The sequence below is a fragment of the Streptomyces sp. NPDC001508 genome (assembly GCF_040298665.1).
Taxonomy (GTDB): Bacteria; Actinomycetota; Actinomycetes; order Streptomycetales; family Streptomycetaceae; genus Streptomyces.
This window is the reverse complement of the sequence record NZ_JBEPAP010000013.1, coordinates 1-20,330: the sequence shown is the minus strand read 5'-3', so window position 1 is coordinate 20,330 and position 20,330 is coordinate 1. Positions and strand designations below refer to the sequence as shown.

Sequence of the window (20,330 nt, the reverse complement as noted above, 5' to 3'; positions counted from 1 at the left end):
TCGCCGTCCGATGGCAAAAGGGGAGGACACCGTCCGGTGGACGAGACGCAGCAACATCAGGTGGAGACCGAACGGTCGGGCAAGACGGCGGTGATCTCCGCGTCCGCGGGGACGTCCGGCGGCGTAGAGAGGGCGGTGGGCGCACGGCCGTCGTGGACGGACTGGCTGACGACCACGGACCACAAGAAGATCGGGACGATGTACCTGGTCAGCGCGTTCGTGTTCTTCATCGTCGGCGGGGTGATGGCGCTGCTGATGCGCGCCGAGCTGGCCCGGCCCGGTCTGCAGCTCATGTCGAACGAGCAGTTCAACCAGGCGTTCACGATGCACGGCTCGATCATGCTGCTGATGTTCGCGATGCCGCTGTTCACCGGTTTCGCCAACTGGATCATGCCGTTGCAGATCGGCGCGCCGGACGTCGCCTTCCCGCGGCTGAACATGCTGGCCTTCTGGCTGTTCCTGTTCGGCTCGTCGATCGCGGCCTTCGGCTTCCTCACCCCGGGCGGCGCCGCCGACTTCGGCTGGTTCCTGTACGCCCCGCTGTCGGACGCCGTGCACTCGCCGGGCCTCGGCGCCGACCTGTGGATCATGGGCGTGGCGCTGTCCGGCTTCGGCTCGATCCTGGGCGCGGTCAACTTCATCACCACGATCGTGTGCATGCGCGCGCCGGGCATGACGATGTTCCGGATGTCGATCTTCACATGGAACGTGCTGCTGACCGCGCTGCTGATCCTGATCGTGTTCCCGGTGCTGGCCGCGGCGCTGTTCGCCCTCGAGTGCGACCGCAAGTTCGGCAGCCACGTCTTCGACGCCGCCAACGGCGGTGCGCTGCTGTGGCAGCACCTGTTCTGGTTCTTCGGGCACCCGGAGGTGTACATCCTGGCCTTGCCGTTCTTCGGCATCGTCTCCGAGGTCATCCCGGTCTTCTCCCGGAAGCCGATGTTCGGCTACATGGGTCTGATCGCCGCGACCATCGCCATCGCCGGACTGTCCGTGACCGTGTGGGCGCACCACATGTATGTCACCGGCGGTGTCCTGCTGCCGTTCTTCTCCTTCATGACCTTCCTGATCGCGGTCCCGACCGGAGTGAAGTTCTTCAACTGGATCGGCACCATGTGGAAGGGCTCGCTGTCCTTCGAGACACCGATGCTGTGGACCACGGGCTTCCTGATCACCTTCGTCTTCGGTGGCCTGACCGGAGTGATCCTGGCGTCACCGCCGATGGACTTCCACCTCTCCGACTCGTACTTCGTCGTCGCCCACTTCCACTACACAGTCTTCGGCACGGTCGTGTACGCGATGTTCGCCGGATTCCACTTCTGGTGGCCCAAGTTCACCGGCAAGATGCTCGACGAACGCCTCGGGAAGATCACGTTCTGGACGCTCACCGTGGGCTTCCACCTGACCTTCCTGGTCCAGCACTGGCTCGGCGCGGAGGGCATGCCCCGCCGGTACGCCGACTACCTGGCAGCCGACGGCTTCACCGCCCTCAACACCCTGTCCACGGTAGGGGCGTTCCTGCTCGGCCTCTCGGTGCTGCCCTTCTTCTACAACGTCTGGAAGACCGCGAAGTACGGCAAGCCCGTGGAGGTCGACGACCCCTGGGGCTACGGCCGTTCGCTGGAGTGGGCGACCTCCTGTCCGCCGCCGCGCCACAACTTCGCCGGCCTCCCCCGCATCCGCGGTGAGTCCCCGGCGTTCGACCTGCACCACCCCGAGATCGCCGCGTTCGAGGAGGCGAGGTAGACCATGCCCCAAGCGGTTCTCGCCCTGGGACTCGCGGCGGTGACCGTGTCGGGCGCCGTCTGGTACCTGCCGGCGCTCGCCGACCTGCGCGCGGGAGCCGACCGGCCCGTCTCCCGGCGCGGTGCCGCGACGGCCTGTGTCAGCGGCTGGACCACGAGCGGGATCGTCGCGGCACTGCTGCTCGTCTCGCGGTCGTGGTGGACGCCTTGTGCCGCGGCGGTGGCCGGCGCGGTCGTCACGGTGGGCCTTCGGGCCCGCGCGGCCGTACAGCGCCGCCGCGAGACGCGTGAATCGGCGCGCGGCTGGGCGGAGTTGGGCCGGGCGCAGCAAGGACCCGGTCCCGCGCGTGCCCGGACCGTCGTCGCCCTGCTCATCGGCCTCGGGCCCGCTGCCGCCGTCGTGGCCCTCGGGGCGGTCGTGGTGCCCGAGCCCACAGCGGACCGGTGGCCGGTCGCCTTCCTCCCCGCCGCGGTGGTCGGGCTGTCGCTCGCCGCCGCCGTCGCGTACCTCCGGATGACCCGGAGCGCACACCGCCGCCGCCCCGGCACGGTCGCCCGCCGCCGATGAGGAACACGGCACCCGGCCGGGTGCCGTGCGGCCTTCCCACCGGCCGGTGGCTCACCTCTTCCGGCAGGCTCTGGCTGTGGTGATCACGGATCCGCCGCCGGTCCTCGTAACGCACCATCCCAGGCCCGAGCCGGTCCTGGTCGGTCGGGCTGAAGCAGACACCGCTCGACGACCACGCGTTGTCTTCCGCCGAGCCGTGCAGGACATGGGCCGCGACGGCGCCGGCGCTGGCGACGCGGCATGGCATCCGCCGTGAAACCGCCGGCCTCCTATCCCTCCGTCTCGTGATCGCGCCGCCCGCCCCCTGTGTCTCTGCCGGGAGAGACACCCGGCGGCGGTGAGCCGCCGAACCGCCGCCCGTCCCGTTCCACCGTGTCGCGGTCTCGTGGCCGGCGGGTCCGGCGACCGCGGCCTGACGATCGGGCCGCTCGTCGGGCGCGGCAAGGGCGGCCCGGGGGCGCGGCCCTATCGGGGGCCCTCGGCGGCACGCTCACGCGCCATGCCGATCTCCGCGTACGCCGCGTCCCGGCCCTCCCAGTGCGAGCCCTCGACCGACTTGCCCGGCTCAAGGTCCTTGTAGACCTCGAAGAAGTGTGTGATCTCCAGCCGGTCGAACTCGGGTACGTCGGTGATGTCCTGGACGTCCCGGTACCGGGGGTCGTGTGCGGGCACGCACAGGACCTTCTCGTCCGGTCCGGCCTCGTCCTTCATGCAGAACATGCCCACCGCCCGGCACTCGATCACGCACCCCGGGAAGGTCGGATCACCGGTCAGGACCAGGGCGTCCAGCGGGTCGCCGTCGCGGCCGAGCGTGCCTTCGATATAGCCGTAGTCGGCCGGGTACTGGGTGGAGGTGAACAGCATCCGGTCCAGCCGGATGCGATGGACGATGTGGTCCATCTCGTACTTGTTGCGGGAGCCCTGGGGGATCTCCACGATCACATCGAAGTCCACGACGTCCTCCTCATGTGGTTCCCCGTACCTCCAGTGTGCCCCTCCGCGGAGCCGGGGCCAGCCGTCGACGGGAGCCGATCGCCACTTTCTGTGCCCATTCGTCACGGAGGGGTACGGCCCAATCCAAATGGGCGGCGTCCACGTACCACAAGCAGAGGCCGCGGCGCGGGGTGCGCCGCCTGGTCGGCGGGTCTTCGTGCAGCGGCGTCCTTGATGCGACCTGCGATCGAAAAGAAGGAAGTATCCTCATGCGAGCGCAACACGTGATGCGTCTTGTCGCGGCGTCCACGGCGGGCGTCCTGATGGCCGGCGGCGCCGCGATCGGCGCGACGGGCACCGCCGCTGCGGCGACCCCCACCGTGCACACCCGTGTGACCACCGACCGGTGCTTCGACCGCGACTGCTTCGACAATCGCTTCGACAACGGCTTCGGTTTCGGTTTCGGCCACGGTTTTGACCGAGGCTTCCACCACCACTTCGACCACCGCTTCCACCACCGCTTCGACCACCGCTTCGGCCGCGACTTCGACGACCGCTTCGACAACGGAACCATCGTGATCATCGCCCTCCGGTAACGGTGGGCGCAGGAACAGGGGCAGCCGGACCGAGTGGGGCGCCTGACGGGCATCGGCCTGGTCAGGCGCCCCGCTCCTGGCGCAGTGTGCCAGGTGGGTCGGGTGGCGCCGCGCCACGCATGGATCCTCGGTGAGCGCGTCCGGGGCCGCGGTCACGGCGGCGACGAGGTGGGCCACGGGCCCGGCGCAGCGCCGCCCCGACGCGCAGCGGGCCGAGGTCCGCCCGCCACCGCGCGGACCGGGTCCTTGGCACGGGCAACGCCGCCAGGATCTTCAACGGCGCTGTGGCGATGCCCAGTCGATCGACGCGGTGGGCGAACCGGCCCCGTGCCGTGCGGATCGCCCGGGCGTCGTGCCAGTCGGCTTCCAGTAGTTCGCCCAGCCCGGCCAGCGCCGCCGCCGTCCGGCCCGCACCACGGCCGGTGTACGGATCGGCAGCACCAGCCAGGAGGCGGCGAGGCCCAGGACGGCCCCGACCGCGACCCCCGCGAGCCGGGTGCCCAGAAGATCCCCGGAGTCCTGCCCGAACCAGTCGTACAGCAGCGACAGCACGGCGGTCACGCAGCCCGCCCAGAACGCGTAGCTCAGTTCGCGCAGCCAGCCGGCCACGGCGAGCACTGAGAAGATCACCACGACCGCGGCATCCGACCTGGGCCCGAACGATCCGGCGACGGCGCCGGCCACGACCGTGCCCGCCGAGGCGCCGATCGTCCGCCACACACCCTTCACCAGGACGTCTCCGCGGCTGCGCGCGCCGCTGCACACGAGAAACGCCGTGAGCACCGTCCACGTCCAGTGGCCCGGCCACAGGGTGCGCTCGACGACGAACGCGCCGGCCAGCGCCACCGCCATCTGCAGCGCCATCCTGGTGCCGGCCCGCATACCCCTGCGTGTCGCAGCGGCCGGGTGGCCACCCAGCCTGGGAACAGCCCGATGCCTACGCCGACGACGTACACCGCGCGGTCAGGCTGGGCGGCTGAAACGTAGCTTGCGGTACTCCACCACTGCGACGCCGTGCGCCCGACACGGCCGTTGGTGTGCGTGGCAGCGGTGACGAACCGGAGGCCGGCGGAGTGCGGAACGCCCAGGGGCTCCGCGGCTCCGCCCGGCCGGCCCGGCACCCGCCCCGTCGCATCACGTCAGTTGACCCTCCCCTTGCGTCAGGCTTGAGGCTGTATGCCGACGAAAGGGCAGGTGGATGAGCTACTCCGTGGGGCAGGTCTCGGCCTTCGCCGGGGTGACGGTGCGTACGCTGCATCACTACGACAAGGCGGGCCTGCTCTCGCCCAGCGGGCGCAGCCACGCAGGTTACCGGCTCTACAGCGACGCTGACCTGGCGCGCCTGCAGCAGATCCTCTTCTACCGCGAGCTCGGCTTCTCCCTCGATGAGATCGCCGCGATCTTCGAAGATCCGCAGGCGAACGCCCTGAAGTATCTGCGAGCCCGGCAGCGGCAGCTGAGCGAGGAGATCGCCCGGCTGCGGCGGTTGGCCGAGGTGGCGGAACGGGCCATCGAGGTCCAGCAGACGGGGGTGTCCCTGACTCCCCGGGAACGTTTCGAGGTCTTTGGTGAGATCACCTTCGATCTGAGCTACGCCACCGAGGCAGAGGCGAAGTGGGCGCACTCGCCGGGACAGCGCGAGTCGATGGCGCGCGCCGCCGCCCACACCAAGGAAGACTGGCGGCAGCTCATGGGCGAGGCCGGTGCTTGGCGCGCGGAACTGCTCGCGGCCTTCGACGAAGGGGAACCCAGCGACGGCGAGCGGGCCATGGACCTTGCCGAGGAGCACCGCCTGCACATCTCACGCTGGTTCACCTCCTGCCCGCCCGACATGCACCGGCGTATCGCGGACGACTTCGTCGCCGACCCGCGCGCCTTCGCTCTGGTGGTACCGCCGTCGCAGCAACGCCCGGGCCTGGCCGCCTATCTGTGCAGGGCGGTCCACGCCAACGCGGCCCGCCACACAGGCAGCCGTACCGAATCCGAGGAGAGCTGATGAAGATCCTGATCGCCGCGGCCGGATCGCGCGGCGACATCGCGCCCTATACGGGCCTGGGCGCCGAACTGCGCCGGGCCGGGTACGAGGTCGCCCTCGCCACCACCGACACTTTCACACCCCTCGTACGCGGCGCCGGCCTCGAATTCCGCAGCCTCCCCGCCGACCCGCGGGCGCGCGGCGGCGTCACGGGCAAGCGTGAGCTGATGCGTGCCGCTGCCGCGTTCATCACCGAACTGGGCCAGGGGTTCGCCGACGCGATGGCCGACGACACGGATCTGCTCCTGCTGTCGACCACCACGGCCCCGCTCGGCTGGCACCTCGCCGAGGCCACGGGCACACCGAGCCTCGGCGTATACCTCCAACCCACCGCACCGACCGGCGACTTCCCGCCCGTCGTCACCGGCTCCCGCTCGCTGGGCCGCCCCGCCAACCTCCTGGCCGGACGCTTCGCTCTCCGCATGGCCGACCGCGTCTACGCGCAGGCGGTGGCGAAGCTGCGCCGGCGCCTCCAACTGCCCCGAGGCTCCGCCGCCGCGATGCGCCGCCGACAGGAACGGGCGAACTGGCCCATCCTGCACGGTTTCAGTACGGCACTGGTGTCCCGCCCCTCCGACTGGCGTTCCGGCCTGGACGTGGTGGGCAACTGGTGGCCCCATCACGATGCGGCCGAACGGCTGCCCACGGACCTGGAGGACTTCCTTCAGGCCGGACCCCGGCCCGTTCTCATCGGTTTCGGGAGCATGGCGGCCGGCGACGGGGAGCGGCTGAGCGGGATCGCCGTGCGAGCCCTGCGCCGCGCCGGCCTGCGCGGCATCCTCCAGGCCGGCAGTGCCGGGCTCGCCGCCGACGGCGACGACGTACTCACCGTCGGGGACGTACCGCACGCCCTGCTGTTCCCACGGCTGGCCGCGGTGGTCCACCATGCCGGGGCCGGCACCTCGGCCGCCGCGTTGCGCGCCGGAGTGCCCGCGGTCACCGTTCCGGTGAGCGCCGACCAGCCGTTCTGGGCAGGACGACTTGCCGCACTCGGCGCCGCCGCCGACCCGATCCCCTTCCGCTCCCTCACCGCCGAACGGCTCGCCGACGCACTCGACCAAGTCGTACGGCAGCAGACCTACACACAAGCGGCCGCGAGCAGCGCGCGACACATGGCGACCGAGGACGGAGCAGGCCAGGCCCTCAAAGCCATCCAGCAACTGACCAACGGTTGACGCCGATCCGCTCCAGCGCGCTCTGGGCGGCAGTAACGCGCAAGTACTCCAGGGTCGCCACCCAGGCGCGAGCCGAGCGCCGGGTACTCCACAGGCTTCGGAACTCCTCGCTGTTGCTCACCAGGTTTCGTTGTTCCGGCGGTCGAAGGGCCGGACCACCCGCCAAGGCAGCCCACATGGATGTCCGCGGCAAGCTGATCGGCGGTGCGAACGCTGCGGTTAGGGAGCCAGGTCTTCAAGCGCTTCGTGCCGAGCCGACGGAGGGCCGCTGGCGTCTGGGTGGCCGGTGAGAATCTTGAGTTCGGTGACGCTCTCGTCGCCGGTTCGTAAGGGGTGCGGTCGCGCCGGATGCGGACCTGATCAGCGATGACCGCGGCGTCCTTGGCGGCGCCCTGCCTTCGCCTCGGTAGCCAGCGGAGGCGCGGTTGACCCGGCCGGCGGCTCGTCGTCGGCGCCAACACGGGACAGCAGCCGGTGACCGCTCTCGTCGATTGCGAGGCAGCGGTGGTGGGCTTTGCCGGCGTCGATGCCGGCCCGGACCGCGGCCATGGTGCCTCCGCCGCGGTGGGATGTGCCGGCCGCCTCCCGACACACGACCTCGCTGTCGATTCCCTACGGCAAGGTCATCCGCACTTCCTGATGGCAGCCGAGTCGTCGTGGGGCGTCGGGCGGCCAATCACTCGAAGCCACAAGCGACAGAACTTCGACATCCCCGGTCCCAGGGAAGAACGCAGGGAATCTTGAGCGCATGCTACGGAACCATGAGCAGCTAGAGTGCGGATACGACGCGATGAGGGGGCACGGTGGCCAAGGTCAATATCAGTCTCGACGCCGAACTCGTAGTGGAAGTGATGGTCCTGGCGGGGATCGGCTCACCCCAAGACGCGATCGAGGCGATCGTGCGGGACTACATCGCCCGTGGCCACCGCACGGAGGCCCGCACCGAGCTGAAGGACCAGAGTCTGCGCAACCTCGACGTCAAGCCGCAGGAGCCGCAAGGCTGAGCCTCCCGCCACGTGCCGCCGCTCGGTGTCAGGGGAGAGCGTGTCCGCGCGCCGAGGCAGTTCTGCTGCTCGGCATCTTCACGCGGCAGGTCCCGAATCTGGAAAGGCCCCTGCTTCCGCGCGATGTTGTGGAACGCCGAGCCGAGCCTGAAAGTGTTCCACGCGACAAGTTTCTTCGCCCCCTGCGCTCCGTAGCGGCACCGGGTAGTGCCCCCTGCGAGTCAGTCCGGCCGCCTGGAAACCTCTGAGGGACGCGGAACGACGAAGGCGGTTGCTGAGCTTGCCGCATCCGGCTGCGGTACGGTCCTGGCACCTTGCCGAACTCTGGCGAGGGCGTTGCGGGTGTCCAGCGCCAGGGGATGGGCCTCGCCGAAGACTTGCTCGCATTGGGCGAGGGTGGCTACGTACAGGGCGATGGCCCGCTTCAGGTTACCTGCTTCCTGGTAGGCGGTGGCGAGGTTGTTGCGGGTGTTCAGTGTGGGGTGGGTGTCGCCGAGGACCCGTTCGCATGGGGTGAGGGTGGCCAGGTGATGCCCCTGGTGGACGGCGCCGAGGTGGAGGTCGTCGGGGTCTTAGGCGTTTGCTTAGGGCAGGGCGAGGGTGGTTTTGCCGGTGTCGCCCAGGCCGTGCACGGTCCCGCTCTGCGTGATCGCTCCCTCCCGTCGGCTGGTCAGGACACGGCGCGGCCAGGCCAGTTTGTCCTCGCGCATCGGGCAGAGCGCGGTCGGGGGCAGTTTCGAGGTGCCCGGTGCCGCACTGACTCTCTCCGGGCCGTACAGCGGTGCCTCGACGGGCACCACGACATCCCCCGTGGCGGCGACGCCGATCCGCTCGGCCGCGATCGACCGCTGGCCGGCGGTTTCCACCAGTGGCCCGGGAGTGGTGTCGTCCGCGGTCATGGCCGTGGCGGGGTGTGGCCGTCACCGGTGATCGCGGTGCCGATGTGCTGTGCGGCGATCGAACGCTCCCCGGAGGCGGTGATGTTCACTGCGTTCGCGGCCGGGGCGGGCAGCAGGGCGGTCAGCTCGTCGCGGAGTTCGGGGTCGTCCTGCAGAGCGCGTCTGAGCAGCCTGCCCAGCACGGCCGCTGTGTACGTGTCGTCCTGCTCGTCGGCGGCCTCGTCCACCACACGTTCCAGCTCGGCCCGGCCCGCCTCGTCCCTCCGGCGCCATACCGCTTGCAGGATTCGCTGTCCGAGGTTCACCGTGGCGTCGGCGGCGGCGTCCTGCGTCCGGGTCAGTACGGCCGCACCGTACGCGCCCACCGCGGCCGTCACCGCCGGCCCGGCCTGCTGTACCCACTGAACGATCTCGCCGCTCACCATGCCCAATCCCCGTCCGCCGCAGATCTGTTACGCAGCGCCTTGGGGCGCCCGCGTGGTCAGGATAGGCCCGCGCGGTTCCCGGATGCCGGGTACTCAACAGAGCTTGCGGGCCGGACTGAGGCATGCGGTGGGCGGCGTGCGCCTTGTGGCCGAGCGGTCAGCGGATTCGTCGGGCCTGGCCCGGAAATGCCTGGTGGTAAAGCGCCCCTTTTTGTGTCCAGAAGAAGCCCATTTTCTTCGGGGCGTACGACACCAGGAGGTTTTTCGTCTGCTGGTGGTACAGCGCTAGCAGCTCGCTGACCTGCAAATATGGCCGCCGTGGGGACCTTGCCGGGACTGCTGGTCCGGGAATGGTCCGGATCTTGACTGATGCAGACCTTGGGACTGAGGCACTGTTGGATCGGCCAAAGCCGCCCGCTCCGAGCTGCTGGCCCCGCCTGGCACAGGTTGTAGAGACCGTCTATGGGCGTCCACGCCAGTCCATGGTGTGTGCGTTGTAGCAGGTCAGGGCATCGCCGTCCGGGGGCGTCGGTGTAGTTGGTGACAGACGCGTGATAGGGCCGGTGATAGACCGAGGCTTTGCCGGGCAGCAACCTTGGTGGGCCTCTGCCCGGGGCCACGAGGCGACGCCCCACCGGAGCGCTCCGGTGGGGCGTCGCCGTGCAGTTGACTGTGCGTGCACGCGTGACGCGTTCGGCTCGTCATGCAGGTTGTCTACCAGTGCAGTTCTCCGGGACGCCGAATTTGTGATCGCAGCCATGACGGACGACGTGGTCCCAGGGGCAGCCGGGCGGGCTCCGTTGTGTGGAGGGTCGATGCGTTGTGCTCTGCTTGGCGAGGCCCAGTGGTGTGCCGGCTGGCCATGCGTGTCACGTGGTGGCCGCCGTTGATGCTGAATCTGTGACGCACGCTCGACTTGGTCTTACGCGTCGGATGTTCTGTGATGACAGGGCACAATAGTTTGCACGCGGTGGCAGGGGGACGGCTCTGGGGAGGGGTGTCGTGAAGTTCAGAAGGCGAACGCTGGAGATGCTTGGCGACCTTATATGCGGAAACCTCGGTGCGGCTGATCCGCAAGCTGATGCCGAGCCTGCGTATTTCCCGTATCGCTCGAGCATGTATATCACCGAGTTCTTCGCGGAGCTCGACATGGATTGGGAACACGACGGTTCGACGCGGCATCGCTGGGTTGCGGGTGTGCTGGAACAATTGTTGGCGGAGCCGCACGAGGGGCCTGTGCACCCGCCGGAGTCGTTCTGCAGGGTGATCGACCACCTGATGAATCCGGCGGATGCTCTCAATGAGGGCCTCGACCGGCCCCATGCCCTGCGCTTGCTGAATGATGCGATCGCCCGCGAGGGGTTCGAAGGCTTCTACGGGGAGGACAAGCACTGCTACCTGCGGCACATCGGAACGAACACTGTCTCGGTGTTGGCGAAGAACCCGCATCGTCCTCTGAGCGTCGCCGAGATGCAGCGGCGTACAGCGCTTGCCGCTTTCCTGGAAACGTGCAGTGAGGATGCACTGATTGAAGAAGTGCTGCTGCCGTTGTTCCGGCAGCTGGGTTTTCACCGGATCACTGCGGCCGGACACCGGGACAAGGCGCTGGAGTACGGCAAGGATATCTGGATGCGTTACACCCTGCCGACCCAGCACTTCCTGTACTTCGGCATCCAAGTGAAGCGCGGGAAGCTGGACGCTACTGGGAGGTCCAGGGCGGGTAACGCCAACATCGCTGAGATTCACAATCAGGCTCTGATGATGCTGGCGCACGAGATCTTCGACCCGGAGACCAACCGGCGTGTCCTTGTTGACCATGCGTTCATCGTGGCCGGCGGGGAGATCACCAAGGCTGCACGTAACTGGCTGGGCAACGCGTTGGACGCAGCGAAGCGGAGCCAGATCATGTTCATGGATCGCGACGACATTCTGAATCAGTTCGTGGTGACCAACCTGCCGCTTCCGGTAGGTGTGTTGCCGGGGGCGCGGCCCTCTGATGGTGCCGCATCAGCGCCGTTCTGAGGCGCTGATGCGGCTTCGTCCCCTGAGACAGCGTCTTGACGCTGGCGCGCGGCGTATGGCTGTACGAGGGCAGTCGCCGGTACCGAATGACCCAGGTTCGGCGAACGGACGGGCGAAGTTCCTGATGGCTTGGCATGTGCGTTTGGCGGCGGCCGGGGTCTCGTTCTCCGCCGCAGGGCGGTGGGGTTTGAAGGGGCATGGATGTCGGCTGCCGAGTCGTTGGCTGACCTCGCCCTTCGCCTCGCGTTGGTGTCGTTCCGTGATGCTGGGTGGGGCGTCAGACAGGTTTCGTGTTAGGGGCCATAGGGGCTCCAGTGTCCGAGGAAGGGCTTCAGGTCGTCGGCTCGTGGTTCGGGGATCTCGGGCATCCGGGGTGGCGTGCTCAGTGGGTCGAGGCGCTCGACGGTGGCTACCGCCCAGATGATCCATGCCTCGGCTTCGCTTCTGGTCTGGCCTGGAGGCAGGGTCTCGACTTGTGTGCGTGCGGCGCTCACGTATTCGGCCAGTCGGGTCGCGTGGCGCCATGCCGCTTCCTGCGCTTCGAAGTGCCTGACACGGTACGCCTCGGCGTATTGCACGCGGGCCTGTTCCATGGCGGCTTCCCAGCGGATGCGCTTCTGGCGCTGCCTCGAGTTCGTCCAGGCGTCGGCGTTCGGCGGCTTCACCGCGGAGTGTGACCTCTTGGGCGATCTCGGCGAGCTGGTCTTCGAGGAGGCGGCCGGGGGTGTCGGCCCATTCGCTCGTTCGGTGTGGCTGGCCGCCGTTGAGGACCAAACGGAGACGTTCGGACGGGGTGTAGTCGAAACGGGGGATTCTGCTCCAGGAGTACTTCTTGGCCTCGGCGAGTTCCTTCTCGGTCGCGACGTGCTCGGCCCGGTCCTGTTCCTGGAGGACGAGGAACCTCACTGTGAGCCCTTGAGCGGTGATGGTGAAGTGGGGAGATGCCCTGCGGCGGCGATGAGACGGGGGTGCAGAGCCTGTCCGTCCCGCCGCACAGGAATGTCCCTCGGACTCGGCGGCGGTGATCAGTGCCTGGATGAGCCTGAGGGCACGCCCTTGGACGGGCTTGGTCAGGCCCATCGGCCGGGGCTCGTTTTGCATGGCCCGTACCGCGCTGTGCGGCCGAGTGAGCCGGGAGGGGACAGGGACGGGGGCGAGGACGGCAAGGCGCCAGGCGGGAATGTCGACGAGCTTGATCTCGTACCCATCGCGGCACCAGCCCCCGTACAGTTCCTTGGTTTTCGGGACCTTTCCCGATCTACGGGCGGCGGCGATGCGGGATGGCCAGTTCACAGAGTCACGGCCGGTGCCGGGCTTGACGATCCGGCCGCCAGAGTCCGCGAGCTCTTGCAGCAGCTGCTCCGTGAACGTCACACGATTCTGCCGGGGAGGGCTTGGCTTTCGCCCGGCGGCCGGAGCGTTCTGCGTTCGGGTTGACGAGCGCTGTGGAGCTGCGGCCTGGGCTTTCTGCGGGCGCGGCCCTGGGGGAGGGTATGTGCCGTGCGCCAGATAGTACTGGCCTGCGCTCGTCAGGGCGACGTTCCACTGCCCGCCCTTCCGGGAGACCGCGACCAGGCCCCGGTTCTGCAGCGCCTGACAGGTGGTCTTGTAGGAGCTGGTCTCCCATACGCCGTCAGGGCAGCCGGCACCTACCCACTGCAACACCGCACGCTGCCGGCCGTTTACCTGCCGTTCCAACGGACCACCTTTGACTGTGTCTGGCGTTGACGGGGCGGATGCTGTCAGCAGTGGTGGCAACGGGGTGGGCTCTTCGCGCAGAATTCGCTCGAAGGAGCGGCCGATGTCGGCTCCTCCACGGGGCTCGATGCCGGGCGACAAAGTGGGCGGACGAGGATGCTGGCACCTGCTGCCTGCCTGGTAGCGGCAAAACTCATCTCAGCAACGACGTCTACGATAACGTTGGGATCGTCCGGCGTCGGACAGGCGTCCCGTGGCTTCAGCTCCGCCACACACCACCGGTCCGTTGACGTCTGCGGGTGAGACGGCAAAGTCCTGCTGGGGCACCGGTGGATTCAGGTGCGGTCGTCGCCGTGGCCGTGCAAGAGGTAGTGGGAGTCGCCCGGATGGTGTTGCACCCGGGACTGCCGCCAGGCGGCGTCGAACGACAGCTGCCGCGGAGGTGAGGCGTGTGTGCGGGCCCGGCGCATCAGGGCCAGGGCATGCCAGCTGGTGCGTGGGGACAGGAGGAGACGCCAGAGCGTTGTGTGCTTGGCGTTCACGACGCGTCCTCGGCCAGACCGGCAACGCCAGGCCACGGTGCTGGTTTCACCAGGGCTTCGGCCCGGTGAGCATGACCGGGCTTCCGGGCGGCACGCATACCGTTGGCGAGGAGCATCACTAGTAGTCGCTTCTGTTCTTCCTTGGGGAACTCGGCGAGAAAATCCCGTAGGATATCCAGGAGTTGCAGCTCCAGGGGTTCATCGCGGTCTTTCGGGTAGCCGCGCAGCCGTCGTGCGAGCGCTTCCAGCTCCGCTTCATCGGGCGGCTTGGTGATCTGCGCGTCCGGCTGCTGGAGCCAACGGGCCAGGAGAGCTGCTGGGTGGGCGAGTTCCCTGGCCAGCGTCTCCGTGCGCTGTCTGGTGAGGGTGTCCGTGGCCGCTTGGGCGCGTATGGCGGTGAGTAGTTCCTTGACTGCGGCACGGTCCTCGTCGGCGAGTTCGAGGTGAACGGAAGCGGTGACCTGAGTGGCTTGGTCCGGAAGGTCGAGAGCCTTAGGTCTGCGCAGATGCTGTGCGCAGGCATCCTGCGCGGCGGGGAGGTCGATCGGGTCCTGGTTGCGTACCGCGGCCGCCGCCGTGATGCGCAGGGCCGTGCGGACGCGGTCAGCGATCTCATCCGGGTCGTAGGGGCCTGAGGGTTCCGGGGTCAGGGTGGCGTGAATGGTGGCGGTGTAGTGGATGCCGGGCCGACTGCTGCGCAGCACTGCGGAGAAGGTGCTGATCTTGCGGCGGAGTTGCTTGCGGCGGGCCCGTCTGGAATTGCGTCTCATGCCTCGTCCTCCGTCCCGGTGCGAGGGGCGGGATCGTCTTCGGGGGAGGTTGCGTGGCGCGTCGGCGTCGGGGTCTGGCCGCTGTGCGGCTCGGTGTGGGTCGGCCGGGGGTCGTTCCAGCGCAGGATGAGGCGCTCGCGCAGGTCGACGACCGATTGGGAGGTGTATCCCGTGCCGGCTCGTCCGGCGATGAAGGTGGAGAGCGGGCCGGTCATCCAGTATTCGCGGATGACGTGGTTGAGTACTTCGACCACTGCGTCGGCGTCGAGTGCGCCGTCCGCCACTGCTTCGGCCCAGGCAGCGAGGACTTCCTCGCACCGTGTTTCCAGGGCTGGCACGGACAGGGCGGCGGACCAGCCCTGTACCAATTCATCTGCTGTGTCCGGGTGCCCCAGGGCATTGGCCAGCAGCAGGGTCGCCACAGGGTGCTCAACGGAGGGATCGAGCAGGGCCAGGACGGCGCGGCGTGCCGCGAGATGATTCCGATCGTCCGGCTGCTTGTATTCGGTCACCCATTTGCTGACCGTGTCCCATACGCGCGGTAGCAGCCGGATCTCCGAGCCCATGGCGCGCAAGACCTCTTCGGCTACGGATACGGCGCTGTCGTGTTCGGAACGGCCCAGGACCCAGCGCAGGCAGGTGAGCGCTTGGCGGGGGTATTCCTTCGAGAAAGGCCCTTGGCACACGACCGCGGCCACGGTGGCGTTGGCAAGGGTTCCCTGGCCGGCCCAGGACCGCAGTTTCGTACGGGCTTCCGGGCCGAGGGCGGGGTCTCTGGCGACGCGTGCGAGCAGACGGGACGCGCCGTCCTGCCCGGCGTCGCCGGCGGTGGCCCATGACTGGGCGACGTCCAGAGGGCGCAGGTCGCTTTCATCCACGGCGAGCTGGGCGAGCAGGTCCGCGATCTGGGGGATGCGCGTGGCGCCGAGCCCCTTGGGGGCGGTGAGTTGCTTGACCCACTGGATCAGGTTGGGCTGGATGTCGCTGAGCTGGCGCCAGAAGTGCCGCAGCACCGCGGCCGGGTACCCTGGCAGGTGGCCGAAGGAGACTCGCTGCCCGTCGATCTTCGCTTGGACTGCCTCCAGCCGGGTGACGAGATCGCGGCCGGTGAGAATGTCCCGGATGCCGCGCGTCTTCCGGTCATCGAGCAGCAGACGCGCCCCGGCCAGGACCTCGGCGGGGCTGAGCCCCTCCAAGAGCACGGCCGCCAGCAGCAACGCTCGGTCGTCCGCGCTGTCCTGCGTTTCGCGAAAAACGGTACTGACCCGTTCACGCCAGCGCAGAACGAGGTCGCGGGCGTCCTTGACCGTGCCACCCGAGTCGCTGATGCGGCTGAGTTCAAGAGCGAGTGCTGCGGCGTCACCCGGCTGCATGTCGGCTCGAAGGAGGCCGGCAAGCGGGCCTCGACGGTCCTCACCGTCACTCTCCTCACCCCGTCCGTCGGCTTCGTAGACGCTTTCCTGCAGCCATCCACGGTGTGCGACCCACGGATAGAGCCGCTCGATGTGGCGGCGCGCGATCTGGTCGCCCGGGGGTGCGCTGAAAGCTCGAACGACGGTGCGCCCCAGGACCGGGTCGTTCTCGGGCCAGCCGTGCTCACCCGCGACCACGACAAGGTAGGAGCCCTTCTTCCTCAGACTTTCGGCGTGACCGAGGAACTTCCTGGCTGTGACGTCCGGCTTTTCCCAGCGCGCGCTCTCGCCCGAAACATTGAGCAGATACCCTCGGCCGTGCTCGGCGGGGAGCAGAAACTTGTCCTTCTCGACCGATTCCCAGTCCGGCAGCACGTGCTCTAGGCGCAGCCGTAGCCTCGGCCCGCCGGTCCCGGGCAGTACGGGTCGCAGCTCGGACAGGGCGCGCAGTCCCGCTGCGGTCTTGCCCGCCCCGGGCGGGCCGACGATCACAACCACCCGCTCGTCCTGGCCGAACATGGCCAGCACTTCCGGGGCGGTCGCGATCTCCTTGCCATCGCTGTCCTCGGCGACCCAGGCACGGCGGACCGCGTCGATTTCCGCCGGGAACACGGGCTCGGTGGGAAGGGACTCTTGCTGATTGCAGGTTGATGTCCCGCCCGGCCTGCAGCAGAGTCGAGTAGGTGTTGTTGGCGGCGTGAATCCCGCTGCCGCCGGACACAAGGTTGTCGGGCGGCACAGTAGACGAGGTCACAGCCTGCTCACGCCCTCGGGTTGCGTGGCGGGACCCCGTAGTTGATGCCCCCACTGCCCGCGTCCAGGTTGCCGGACGCCTGCACGATCTGGCTGTTGGTGTTGTTCTGCGCCGTCAACGCCGGCGCGCCCGCTGCCGGCGTGCCGTCCTGTAAGGCCGACAGGAGCGCTGCCAGTTCCTCGCCCATGTCAGGGTAGCGGTCCAGGTAGGCCGCGAGTTGTAGGACGAGCCGTTGCTCCAGCCTGCTGCGCAGTTCGTCAGAGTCTTCCTCCGCCGCCTCGGCGAGGGTCTGCTCCGCCGTGTCGAGCAGTTCCAGCTGCCGCTCCACGGCGGGCTCCCCGTCCCGCCTGAAGAACCGGGCCAGGGATGAGCGCAATGTCAACCAGCCGCCCCTGGCCATCTCTGCCGCCACGGCACTCGCCGCCGGTACCGCCAGTGCCATCGCGTCCAGTTCCGAAGCCATCATTCCTCCTCATTCCGTACGCGGTCGCTGCAGGGCCGGAGAACAGTCTGCGATCATCCATGTACGCAGAGCAGCGGGATGGGGGAGTGTGACGGAAACGGGTAGGGTGGGCTGTGCGCGCGTACATCGCACACCTTGCCCGGAATAAGCCATTCCGTCGTAATTCGAGTTTCTTGCCTGCGCCCGTGAACAGCACGGCCGATCAAAGGTTCGACACGCAATCAGCCATCACGGTGTGCGCCGCACGAAACCGGAATCAGCGTGCGGCAACCGGCAAGATGGCTGAATTCGGGCTCCGCCACCGTGCTGGAACAACCGATGGGCGGACGTTTCCGATGCTCCGGACGCGCTCAGGGTGAACCCTCGGCAAGAGCAGCTTCCGTCGGCTCGTCGACGGCGCCATCCGCTTCGGCCGGAACATCCCGTGGAGGATGCGGTGACGGGCGTCCTCTGGCCGGCGGAGCACGCGCCGGCTCAACTACGGCGGCGACCGCCAGGCGAACGCGGCCCTGCACCGCATCGTCTTCACCCGGCTACGTCACGACCCGCGGACGCAGGCATACTACGAACGCCGCACCCAGGAGGGTGAGACCCGGCGTGAGATCATCCGATGCCTCATTGGGGAAGTATCGATGCTGCGGCCCAATCCATGGACCGTGACTCCCCGGTGAGTGTCGGGGGACGGCCTCGTTGCCGTGCCGCGCTCGACGGCCAGTTTGAGTATTGCCGCCCCTGACACGCCGAGGCCCCAGACCGGCGTCAAGGACATGCCCCACCGAGGGCCGAACAATGAGGAACCGGCAGCCGGGTCTCGTCACCTGCGGAGTCAACCACCAACTCCGGCAGAAGGGACGAGATTGATGTTCGTCGGATGGGACTGGGCCAGCGCCAGCCACGACGTGACCGTCATTGACGACAGCGGCACCGTGATCGACCACTGGGCCTTCCAGCACAGCGAAGACGACTTTTCGACTGCCTTGGCCCGACTGTCCAGCCATGGAACCCCGGCTGAACTGCCTGTCATCATCGAACGTTCCAGTGGGCTGATCGTCGACCGCCTACTCGAAGCCGGATACCCGGTCGTGCCCGTCCACCCCACCGCATTTCACGCTGCCCGACCTCGATGGGGCGCCTCCGGTGCCAAATCCGATCCCGGTGACAGCTACAAACTCGCAGACTACCTACGCACCGACGGCCACCGCCTGCGCCGCCTCGTGCCTGTCGACAGCGGCCTGCGAGAACTCCAGGCCCTCGTGCGCCTGCGCGACGATCACGTTCGTGCACGCACCGCCGCCGGCAACCAGCTCGGCGCTCTGCTCGAACAACACTGGCCCGGACCCAAGAACCTGTTCTGCTCGCTCGTCTCCGACATCGCTCTGAACTTCCTGACCGACTACCCCGCCCCCCAGTCCGCCGCCCGACTCGGCGAGGCCCGCATGGCCGCCTTCTGCAAGCGTCATGCCTACCGCGGCGGCAAGCCGGCATCCACACTGCCGGCCCGGCTCCGCTCCGCTCCCATCGCCCCCGTCAGCCTCCCCGCCGACGTCCTCACCGCCCTCATCACCGCGCAAGTCCAGCTCCTGCGCAGTCTGCAGACGACCATCGCCCAGCTCGAGACGACCATCAAGGACCGCCTCGCCCGGCACCCGCGTGCCATCCTCCTCGCCGCACTGCCCGGCGTGGGCACCATCAACCTCGCACAACTACTCGCCGAGGTCGGCCCGCTCCTTGACCGTGTCGAGTCCGCCGAACAAGCCGCCGCCGAGTGCGGAGCCGCACCAGTGACCAAAGCATCAGGTAAGTCACACGGCGTCTACTTCCGGTGGGCCGCCAACACACGCGCCCGCAAGGCCATCACCGCCTTCGCTCACAACTCCCGCATGCAATCACCCTGGGCCGCCAGCCTCTACGCAAACGCCCGCGCACGCGGAAAACGCAACCCGCACGCCACGCGGATCGTCGCCCGCGCATGGCTCCGTGTCATATGGGCTTGCTGGCACAACGCCACCCCCTACGACCCCTACAGCCCCCCCGCTACCCAACGCCACCGCAACCCACTGACTTGACTCAGAGGACTCAAGCGGTATGCCGCCCGCGAGGTCTTCAACCTGGTCAGACCGATTTCCCGTACCCCCGCATTATAGGGGCGTCCGTTCGGTGAGAAGCCCCGCAGATGCGGTCCGTCGGGGCTTTTCAGCCGGCGGGTTTCTGCGCCTGTCATGGGCGTTCTTCCGCTGGGGTTCTCCTCTCGGAGTACGGAGGCTGGGACGCGGTGATAACAGGACTCCACGGTCGAGTCGCAGCGTGGCCCGGGAATTCTGTGCGAACGACTGCGGCGCATGTCATTCGCTCCTGCAAAGTTGAACGAGAAATCGTGCGTGTCCACCCGCGTCCGAAACGGATTCTTAGGCTGGATCTTTCAGCGGATCTTCCGTCGATCCTGGATCGGCCCCAACCGTAAAATGCCAGTCGCCAGAGTCATCCTTGCCTTGTACGGCGAACGTTGAAAATGGATACTCAATTCCCCATCCGGCGGGGGAGGGCTGCTTGACCGGCCGCGGCAGGGGAGATGCATGGAGTCCCTCGCGAAGAGGCGCCGTAGCCCATGAATTCCTGTGCGCTCTCAGGCCCAGGGTACGAGATGGATCTGGCCGACCCACTTGTTCGTTTCGGAGAGGTCCTGGTAGGAACCTCGGTAGCCGATCGAGCGGAGTACCAGCAGTGCCAGGTAATGACGGGTGAGAAGCCAGGTCTCGGTGATCAGCCCTTTGACCGAATAGACGGGCTCTTGTGCCTCTTTAGCCTCGATCTTTCGTGACGGTCCGTCGGTTTCTCTGGCGGGCCGTTTCGGTCGTCCGGGCTGATCACGGGCAGGTGTATGGCCCGGCTGTCGCGTCGGGTGGGCGCCGGGTTCCACGTCTCCGGCCGGGGCGGTGCTGTTCGTAGGGACGGGAAGCTACTGGTCAGCCAGGGTTCGGCAGGGCAGCGAGCCGTTGCAGGGCTTCGGTGATCACGTCGGTCCAGGGCCAGTGCTTTGCGAGGCGGAGGATGCGGCGTCGGCCTGTGGTGACAAGTTGGGCTGCGGCGGAGAACAGCCGCAGCCTCAGGCGCTTGGGTTCCCACAGCCGGGCGGGGCCGGTCAGGGCGAGCATCGGCATCCAGGCCAGCAGGTCGAGGGCGATCTGGACGATCTCCAGCCAGATGCGGTTCTGCGCGGTGTCGTGGAGAGGCAGGTTGGTCAGGCCGGTGGCGCGGGCGGCGCGGATGCGGTCCTCGGCGCGGGCCCGCT

General features: G+C 68.2%; 19 protein-coding genes and 2 pseudogenes. 9 read left to right on the top strand and 12 right to left on the bottom strand.

From position 1 onward, the window contains the following. Positions 1-36 precede the first annotated feature (36 nt). Positions 37-1,746, top strand: a complete 1,710-nt coding sequence (gene ctaD / locus ABT245_RS14835; protein ID WP_502982124.1) for an aa3-type cytochrome oxidase subunit I — start codon at positions 37-39, stop codon at positions 1,744-1,746. Between the two features lie 3 nt (positions 1,747-1,749). Beyond that, complete coding sequence (locus tag ABT245_RS14830) at positions 1,750-2,313, top strand: hypothetical protein (protein ID WP_351733368.1); 564 nt, start codon at positions 1,750-1,752, stop codon at positions 2,311-2,313. Positions 2,314-2,778: 465 nt separating this feature from the next. Here the strand turns inward: ABT245_RS14830 and ABT245_RS14825 are convergent, their stop codons facing one another. Continuing rightward, complete coding sequence (locus ABT245_RS14825) at positions 2,779-3,267, bottom strand: inorganic diphosphatase (protein WP_351733365.1); 489 nt, start codon at positions 3,265-3,267, stop codon at positions 2,779-2,781. Between the two features lie 248 nt (positions 3,268-3,515). Here ABT245_RS14825 and ABT245_RS14820 point away from each other — a divergent pair, with 248 nt between their 5' ends. Continuing rightward, positions 3,516-3,842 carry a hypothetical protein gene (locus ABT245_RS14820; protein ID WP_351733362.1) on the top strand — a complete coding sequence of 109 codons (327 nt, stop codon included), beginning with the start codon at positions 3,516-3,518 and terminating at the stop codon, positions 3,840-3,842. Positions 3,843-4,115: 273 nt separating this feature from the next. On the opposite strand, the gene ABT245_RS14815 is transcribed toward ABT245_RS14820, so the two are convergent. Next, positions 4,116-4,724, bottom strand: a complete 609-nt coding sequence (locus ABT245_RS14815; protein ID WP_351733359.1) for an FUSC family protein — start codon at positions 4,722-4,724, stop codon at positions 4,116-4,118. Positions 4,725-5,040: 316 nt separating this feature from the next. Here ABT245_RS14815 and ABT245_RS14810 point away from each other — a divergent pair, with 316 nt between their 5' ends. After that, on the top strand, positions 5,041-5,838 hold the full coding sequence (locus ABT245_RS14810) for a MerR family transcriptional regulator (protein ID WP_351733356.1): 798 nt from the start codon (positions 5,041-5,043) through the stop codon (positions 5,836-5,838). Then, entirely contained in the window at positions 5,838-7,052 is a 1,215-nt protein-coding gene (locus ABT245_RS14805; RefSeq protein WP_351733353.1) for a glycosyltransferase, read from the top strand. Before ABT245_RS14810 ends, ABT245_RS14805 begins: the two co-directional genes overlap by 1 nt. Positions 7,053-7,240: 188 nt before the next feature. On the opposite strand, the pseudogene ABT245_RS14800 reads toward ABT245_RS14805, so the two are convergent. After that, positions 7,241-7,601 (bottom strand): annotated as a pseudogene (locus tag ABT245_RS14800) (IS110 family transposase); the annotation flags it as partial. Between the two features lie 254 nt (positions 7,602-7,855). On the opposite strand from ABT245_RS14800, the gene ABT245_RS14795 reads away from it, so the two are divergent. After that, positions 7,856-8,056, top strand: coding sequence for a DUF2191 domain-containing protein (locus ABT245_RS14795; protein WP_351733349.1), 201 nt, complete (start codon positions 7,856-7,858; stop codon positions 8,054-8,056). Between the two features lie 221 nt (positions 8,057-8,277). Here ABT245_RS14795 and ABT245_RS14790 read toward each other — a convergent pair whose 3' ends face one another. The 3 genes from ABT245_RS14790 to ABT245_RS14780 all read right to left on the bottom strand — a co-directional run bounded on the left by ABT245_RS14790 (position 8,278) and on the right by ABT245_RS14780 (position 9,380). Next, positions 8,278-8,532, bottom strand: coding sequence for a tetratricopeptide repeat protein (locus ABT245_RS14790; protein ID WP_351733690.1), 255 nt, complete (start codon positions 8,530-8,532; stop codon positions 8,278-8,280). 108 nt (positions 8,533-8,640) lie between these two features. After that, entirely contained in the window at positions 8,641-8,955 is a 315-nt protein-coding gene (locus ABT245_RS14785; protein WP_351733346.1) for a hypothetical protein, read from the bottom strand. Then, positions 8,952-9,380 (bottom strand): hypothetical protein, encoded by a 429-nt coding sequence (locus ABT245_RS14780; protein WP_351733343.1) that lies wholly within the window; start codon positions 9,378-9,380, stop codon positions 8,952-8,954. The genes ABT245_RS14785 and ABT245_RS14780 overlap by 4 nt, the downstream gene beginning before the upstream one ends. A 1,002-nt stretch (positions 9,381-10,382) precedes the next feature. On the opposite strand from ABT245_RS14780, the gene ABT245_RS14775 reads away from it, so the two are divergent. Then, positions 10,383-11,402, top strand: a complete 1,020-nt coding sequence (locus ABT245_RS14775; protein WP_351733340.1) for a hypothetical protein — start codon at positions 10,383-10,385, stop codon at positions 11,400-11,402. Positions 11,403-11,695: 293 nt separating this feature from the next. On the opposite strand, the gene ABT245_RS14770 is transcribed toward ABT245_RS14775, so the two are convergent. The 5 genes from ABT245_RS14770 to ABT245_RS14750 all read right to left on the bottom strand — a co-directional run bounded on the left by ABT245_RS14770 (position 11,696) and on the right by ABT245_RS14750 (position 17,041). Beyond that, the gene (locus ABT245_RS14770) at positions 11,696-12,067 is read right to left on the bottom strand and encodes a hypothetical protein (RefSeq protein ID WP_351733337.1); all 372 of its coding nucleotides are present in this window, start codon (positions 12,065-12,067) and stop codon (positions 11,696-11,698) included. A 1,368-nt stretch (positions 12,068-13,435) separates the two neighbouring features. Beyond that, positions 13,436-13,642, bottom strand: coding sequence for a hypothetical protein (locus ABT245_RS14765; protein ID WP_351733334.1), 207 nt, complete (start codon positions 13,640-13,642; stop codon positions 13,436-13,438). Further along, entirely contained in the window at positions 13,639-14,412 is a 774-nt protein-coding gene (locus tag ABT245_RS14760) for a hypothetical protein (protein WP_351733331.1), read from the bottom strand. The genes ABT245_RS14765 and ABT245_RS14760 overlap by 4 nt, the downstream gene beginning before the upstream one ends. After that, positions 14,409-16,547: a hypothetical protein gene (locus ABT245_RS14755; RefSeq protein WP_351733328.1), complete on the bottom strand. Its 2,139-nt coding sequence runs from the start codon at positions 16,545-16,547 to the stop codon at positions 14,409-14,411. Before ABT245_RS14755 ends, ABT245_RS14760 begins: the two co-directional genes overlap by 4 nt. Before the next feature lie 38 nt (positions 16,548-16,585). Next, complete coding sequence (locus ABT245_RS14750; RefSeq protein ID WP_351733325.1) at positions 16,586-17,041, bottom strand: hypothetical protein; 456 nt, start codon at positions 17,039-17,041, stop codon at positions 16,586-16,588. Positions 17,042-17,487: 446 nt separating this feature from the next. Here ABT245_RS14750 and ABT245_RS14745 point away from each other — a divergent pair. Beyond that, positions 17,488-17,658 (top strand): annotated as a pseudogene (locus tag ABT245_RS14745) (transposase); the annotation flags it as partial. A 243-nt stretch (positions 17,659-17,901) separates the two neighbouring features. Beyond that, on the top strand, positions 17,902-19,107 hold the full coding sequence (locus ABT245_RS14740) for an IS110 family RNA-guided transposase (protein WP_351733322.1): 1,206 nt from the start codon (positions 17,902-17,904) through the stop codon (positions 19,105-19,107). 897 nt (positions 19,108-20,004) lie between these two features. Here the strand turns inward: ABT245_RS14740 and ABT245_RS14735 are convergent. Beyond that, positions 20,005-20,330: transposase (locus tag ABT245_RS14735; RefSeq protein WP_351733319.1), on the bottom strand; the 326-nt coding region annotated here is incomplete at its 5' end.

Bases quoted from the DNA above. Each gene is read 5' to 3' on its own strand.
- ABT245_RS14810 (WP_351733356.1), top strand. From the start codon at position 5,041: ATGAGCTACTCCGTGGGGCAGGTCTCGGCCTTCGCCGGGGTGACGGTG.
- ABT245_RS14780 (WP_351733343.1), bottom strand. From the start codon at position 9,380: ATGGTGAGCGGCGAGATCGTTCAGTGGGTACAGCAGGCCGGGCCGGCG.
- ABT245_RS14740 (WP_351733322.1), top strand. From the start codon at position 17,902: ATGTTCGTCGGATGGGACTGGGCCAGCGCCAGCCACGACGTGACCGTC.
- ABT245_RS14750 (WP_351733325.1), bottom strand. From the start codon at position 17,041: ATGGCTTCGGAACTGGACGCGATGGCACTGGCGGTACCGGCGGCGAGT.
- ABT245_RS14805 (WP_351733353.1), top strand. From the start codon at position 5,838: ATGAAGATCCTGATCGCCGCGGCCGGATCGCGCGGCGACATCGCGCCC.
- ABT245_RS14785 (WP_351733346.1), bottom strand. From the start codon at position 8,955: ATGACCGCGGACGACACCACTCCCGGGCCACTGGTGGAAACCGCCGGC.
- ABT245_RS14760 (WP_351733331.1), bottom strand. From the start codon at position 14,412: ATGAGACGCAATTCCAGACGGGCCCGCCGCAAGCAACTCCGCCGCAAG.
- ABT245_RS14820 (WP_351733362.1), top strand. From the start codon at position 3,516: ATGCGAGCGCAACACGTGATGCGTCTTGTCGCGGCGTCCACGGCGGGC.
- ABT245_RS14830 (WP_351733368.1), top strand. From the start codon at position 1,750: ATGCCCCAAGCGGTTCTCGCCCTGGGACTCGCGGCGGTGACCGTGTCG.
- ABT245_RS14815 (WP_351733359.1), bottom strand. From the start codon at position 4,724: ATGCGGGCCGGCACCAGGATGGCGCTGCAGATGGCGGTGGCGCTGGCC.